Source organism: Acidovorax sp. (assembly GCF_046339755.1).
In the GTDB taxonomy this organism is placed as follows: domain Bacteria; phylum Pseudomonadota; class Gammaproteobacteria; order Burkholderiales; family Burkholderiaceae_C; genus Acidovorax.
The window spans coordinates 1-3,048 of record NZ_JBKDTZ010000362.1; the positions used below are offsets into that span (position 1 = coordinate 1).

Annotated in this window: 6 protein-coding genes and 1 tRNA gene; all 7 read right to left on the minus strand. The window is 60.5% G+C overall.

The window, feature by feature from the left end; translation table 11 throughout:
* The coding region (rplJ, locus tag ACK59X_RS31245; RefSeq protein ID WP_409962807.1) for a 50S ribosomal protein L10 at window positions 1-183 on the minus strand (183 nt) is incomplete at its 3' end.
* Window positions 184-419: 236 nt separating this feature from the next.
* On the minus strand, window positions 420-1,115 hold the full coding sequence (rplA, locus tag ACK59X_RS31250) for a 50S ribosomal protein L1 (protein WP_409962809.1): 696 nt from the start codon (window positions 1,113-1,115) through the stop codon (window positions 420-422).
* Window position 1,116: 1 nt separating this feature from the next.
* Window positions 1,117-1,548 (minus strand): 50S ribosomal protein L11, encoded by a 432-nt coding sequence (gene rplK / locus ACK59X_RS31255; protein ID WP_007850051.1) that lies wholly within the window; start codon window positions 1,546-1,548, stop codon window positions 1,117-1,119.
* 120 nt (window positions 1,549-1,668) lie between these two features.
* Window positions 1,669-2,265 carry a transcription termination/antitermination protein NusG gene (gene nusG, locus ACK59X_RS31260; RefSeq protein WP_409962812.1) on the minus strand — a complete coding sequence of 199 codons (597 nt, stop codon included), beginning with the start codon at window positions 2,263-2,265 and terminating at the stop codon, window positions 1,669-1,671.
* A gap of 2 nt (window positions 2,266-2,267) precedes the next feature.
* Window positions 2,268-2,651, minus strand: a complete 384-nt coding sequence (secE, locus tag ACK59X_RS31265) for a preprotein translocase subunit SecE (RefSeq protein WP_409962814.1) — start codon at window positions 2,649-2,651, stop codon at window positions 2,268-2,270.
* A 90-nt stretch (window positions 2,652-2,741) separates the two neighbouring features.
* Window positions 2,742-2,817, minus strand: a tRNA-Trp gene (locus ACK59X_RS31270).
* Between the two features lie 9 nt (window positions 2,818-2,826).
* Window positions 2,827-3,048 (minus strand): hypothetical protein (locus ACK59X_RS31275; protein ID WP_409962816.1); only part of this gene is annotated, 222 nt, incomplete at its 5' end.

Here is a 3,048-nt window from a genome sequence, read left to right on the forward strand (position 1 = left end):
GCGGGCCAGGGTGTTCTTCAGAACACTCAGGCTCACGCCCTTGCTGCGGGCATCAACACGCAGTTTGGTCATGTCGGCGACCGTGATGCCGCGGTATTCCGCGATCACAAGCGTTTGAGCTTTTGCGGCGAGGCTGGTCACGTCATTGATGACCGCTTCTGTCTCACTGCGATTAAGACTCAAGGTCTACTCCTTAAAATGCGCACTCGGCGATGGCCTCGTGCACGCTCTTGTTGCAGCGACCAACTGTTCAGGAAAATTTCCATCTGCAGCGGGATCGCCATCTGCGTTGGCGCCTTTTGTGGCTTTAAGCGCGACCGACTCGCGCACCAACGGTCTTGGATGGCCCGGGACTATCGAAACAGCCCCGGCCCACCACATCGGACCCGCCCGAAGGCCGGCCCGAAGATTTCTTGCAATTACGCTGCGATGGTCTGCGTATCTACGCGGACGCCCAGGCCCATCGTGGAGGACACGGCCACCTTGCGCAGGTACAGGCCCTTGCTGGTTGCGGGCTTGGCCTTGTTCAGGGCTTCGATCAGTGCCGACAGGTTGCCTTGCAGCTTGTCGTTGTCGAACGAGCGGCGACCGATCGTGCTGTGCACGATACCGGCCTTGTCCACGCGGAACTGCACTTGACCGGCCTTGGCGTTCTTCACAGCCGTAGCGACATCAGGCGTCACGGTACCCACCTTGGGGTTGGGCATCAGGCCGCGTGGGCCCAGGATCTGGCCCAGCGTACCGACGACGCGCATGGCGTCAGGGGCAGCGATCACCACGTCGAAAGGCATGTCGCCGGCCTTGACCATGGCGGCCAGGTCGTCCATGCCGACGATGTCGGCGCCAGCGGCCTTGGCTTCTTCAGCCTTGGCGCCCTGGGCGAACACGGCCACGCGGGTCGTCTTGCCAGTGCCGTTGGGCAGCACCACGGCGCCGCGAACCACCTGGTCGGACTTCTTGGCATCGATGCCAAGCTGAACGGCCACATCGATGGATTCGTCGAACTTGGCCGTAGCGGCTTCCTTCACGATCGCAACTGCTTCAGCGAATGCGTACAGCTTGGTGCTGTCGACCTTGCCTTGCAGGGCTTTTTGCTTCTTGGTCAGCTTGGCCATTTTACAAACCCTCCACCGTCACGCCCATCGAGCGTGCAGAGCCGGCCAGCGTGCGCACAGCGGCGTCGACGTTGGCAGCGTTCATGTCCTTCATCTTGGTCTTGGCGATTTCTTCGAGCTGTTCGCGCGTGATCTTGCCGACCTTGGTCTTCAGAGGGTTCGAGGAACCCTTGTCGAGCTTGATGGCCTTCTTGATCAGAGTCGTCGCAGGCGGCGTCTTGATGATGAAGGTGAAGCTCTTGTCTGCGAAAGCCGTGATGACCACGGGCAATGGCAGGCCTGGCTCAACGCCCTGGGTCTGCGCATTGAATGCCTTGCAGAACTCCATGATGTTGAGGCCACGCTGACCCAGTGCTGGGCCGATCGGTGGGGATGGGTTGGCCTTACCAGCTGGAACTTGCAGCTTGATAAAACCGACGATTTTCTTCGCCATGCTTTACTCCTTGCGGGTGATAACGCCTTGGCCATGTGGCCGCAGCTCCCCGGGGTTAACGACTCAACACACTTTCATCCGCACCGAGCCGAAAGGTGCGGCATCCAAAAAACGGCAGACTCAGGTCTTCTCGACCTGGCCGAATTCGAGCTCCACCGGGGTGGAACGGCCGAAGATCATGACGGACACCCGCACACGGCTCTTCTCGTAATTCACTTCTTCCACCGAACCATTGAAGTCGGTGAATGGGCCTTCCTTGACACGGACCAGCTCGCCCACCATGAACTCCACCTTGTGGCGGGGCTTCTCGGTGCCTTCCTGCATCTGGCTGACGATCTTCTGCACTTCGTCCTCCGAGATGGGGGCGGGACGGTTCTTCGCGCCGCCCACGAAACCCGTGACCTTGTTGGTGTGTTTCACCAGGTGCCACGTGTCGTCGTCCATGACCATCTCAACGAAGACATAGCCAGGGAACAGGCGGCGCTCGGTGGTCTTGCGCTGGCCGTTCTTCATTTCCACGACTTCTTCGGTGGGAACGAGGATGCGGCCGAACTTGGTCTCCATGCCCGAACGGCCGATGCGCTCCACGATGTTGCGCTCGACCGCCTTTTCCATGCCCGAGTAGGCATGGACGATGTACCAGCGCAGATCGGGATTGCCCGAGGCGGCAGGTGCAAGAGCCTCGGCTCCGGTGGTTTCCACAGGGGTGGTCGTCATGCTTACTTCCTCCAGCCCAAAAGCAGGTCGTACAGAACCCATTCCAGGGTCTTGTCGGTCGCCCACAGGAAGATCGACATGATGACGACAAATGCGAACACGTAGGCCGTCATCTGCAAGGTTTCCTTGCGGGTGGGCCATACGACCTTTTTCACTTCGCGCCAGGCCTCGCGCGCAAACGCGACAAACTGCCGGCCTGGCTCGGACACCAGGAACACGGCAGCGGCAGCAACCAGTCCGACGATCAATGCGGCCCATTGGGCAATCGCACCCTGCTTGCTCAGCAAGTAAAAGCCAGCGACCGATGCAATCACCAGCGCAGCCACAGCAGCAAGCTTGGCTTTGTCAGCACCGGTATTGACGGTTTCAACCTGGGAAGTGGCCATGTGTATTGTTTCCTGCTCCGATTCGCGGCGTCGCCCAAGACGCCGAAGCCCGCCAGGGTCTGGCGGGCTTGTTGGGTGCCACTGTTCAGGTGGCAGGGGCAGTAGGAATCGAACCTACAACCTTCGGTTTTGGAGACCGACGCTCTGCCAATTGAGCTATACCCCTGTAACGCTATTAGGCGATGATCTTGGCAACCACGCCGGCGCCGACGGTACGGCCGCCTTCACGGATGGCGAAGCGCAGGCCTTCTTCCATCGCGATCGGGGCGATCAGCTTCACGGTGATGCTGACGTTGTCGCCCGGCATGACCATTTCCGTGTCCTTGGGCAGTTCCACCGCGCCCGTCACGTCGGTCGTGATCGCCGCCGTCAGCGTCGTCTTGCCGTGGTCCACGTG

Coding starts and splice junctions, on each gene's coding strand:
- rplA (WP_409962809.1), bottom strand. CDS start 1,115: ATGGCCAAGCTGACCAAGAAGCAAAAAGCCCTGCAAGGCAAGGTCGAC.
- rplK (WP_007850051.1), bottom strand. CDS start 1,548: ATGGCGAAGAAAATCGTCGGTTTTATCAAGCTGCAAGTTCCAGCTGGT.
- nusG (WP_409962812.1), bottom strand. CDS start 2,265: ATGACGACCACCCCTGTGGAAACCACCGGAGCCGAGGCTCTTGCACCT.
- secE (WP_409962814.1), bottom strand. CDS start 2,651: ATGGCCACTTCCCAGGTTGAAACCGTCAATACCGGTGCTGACAAAGCC.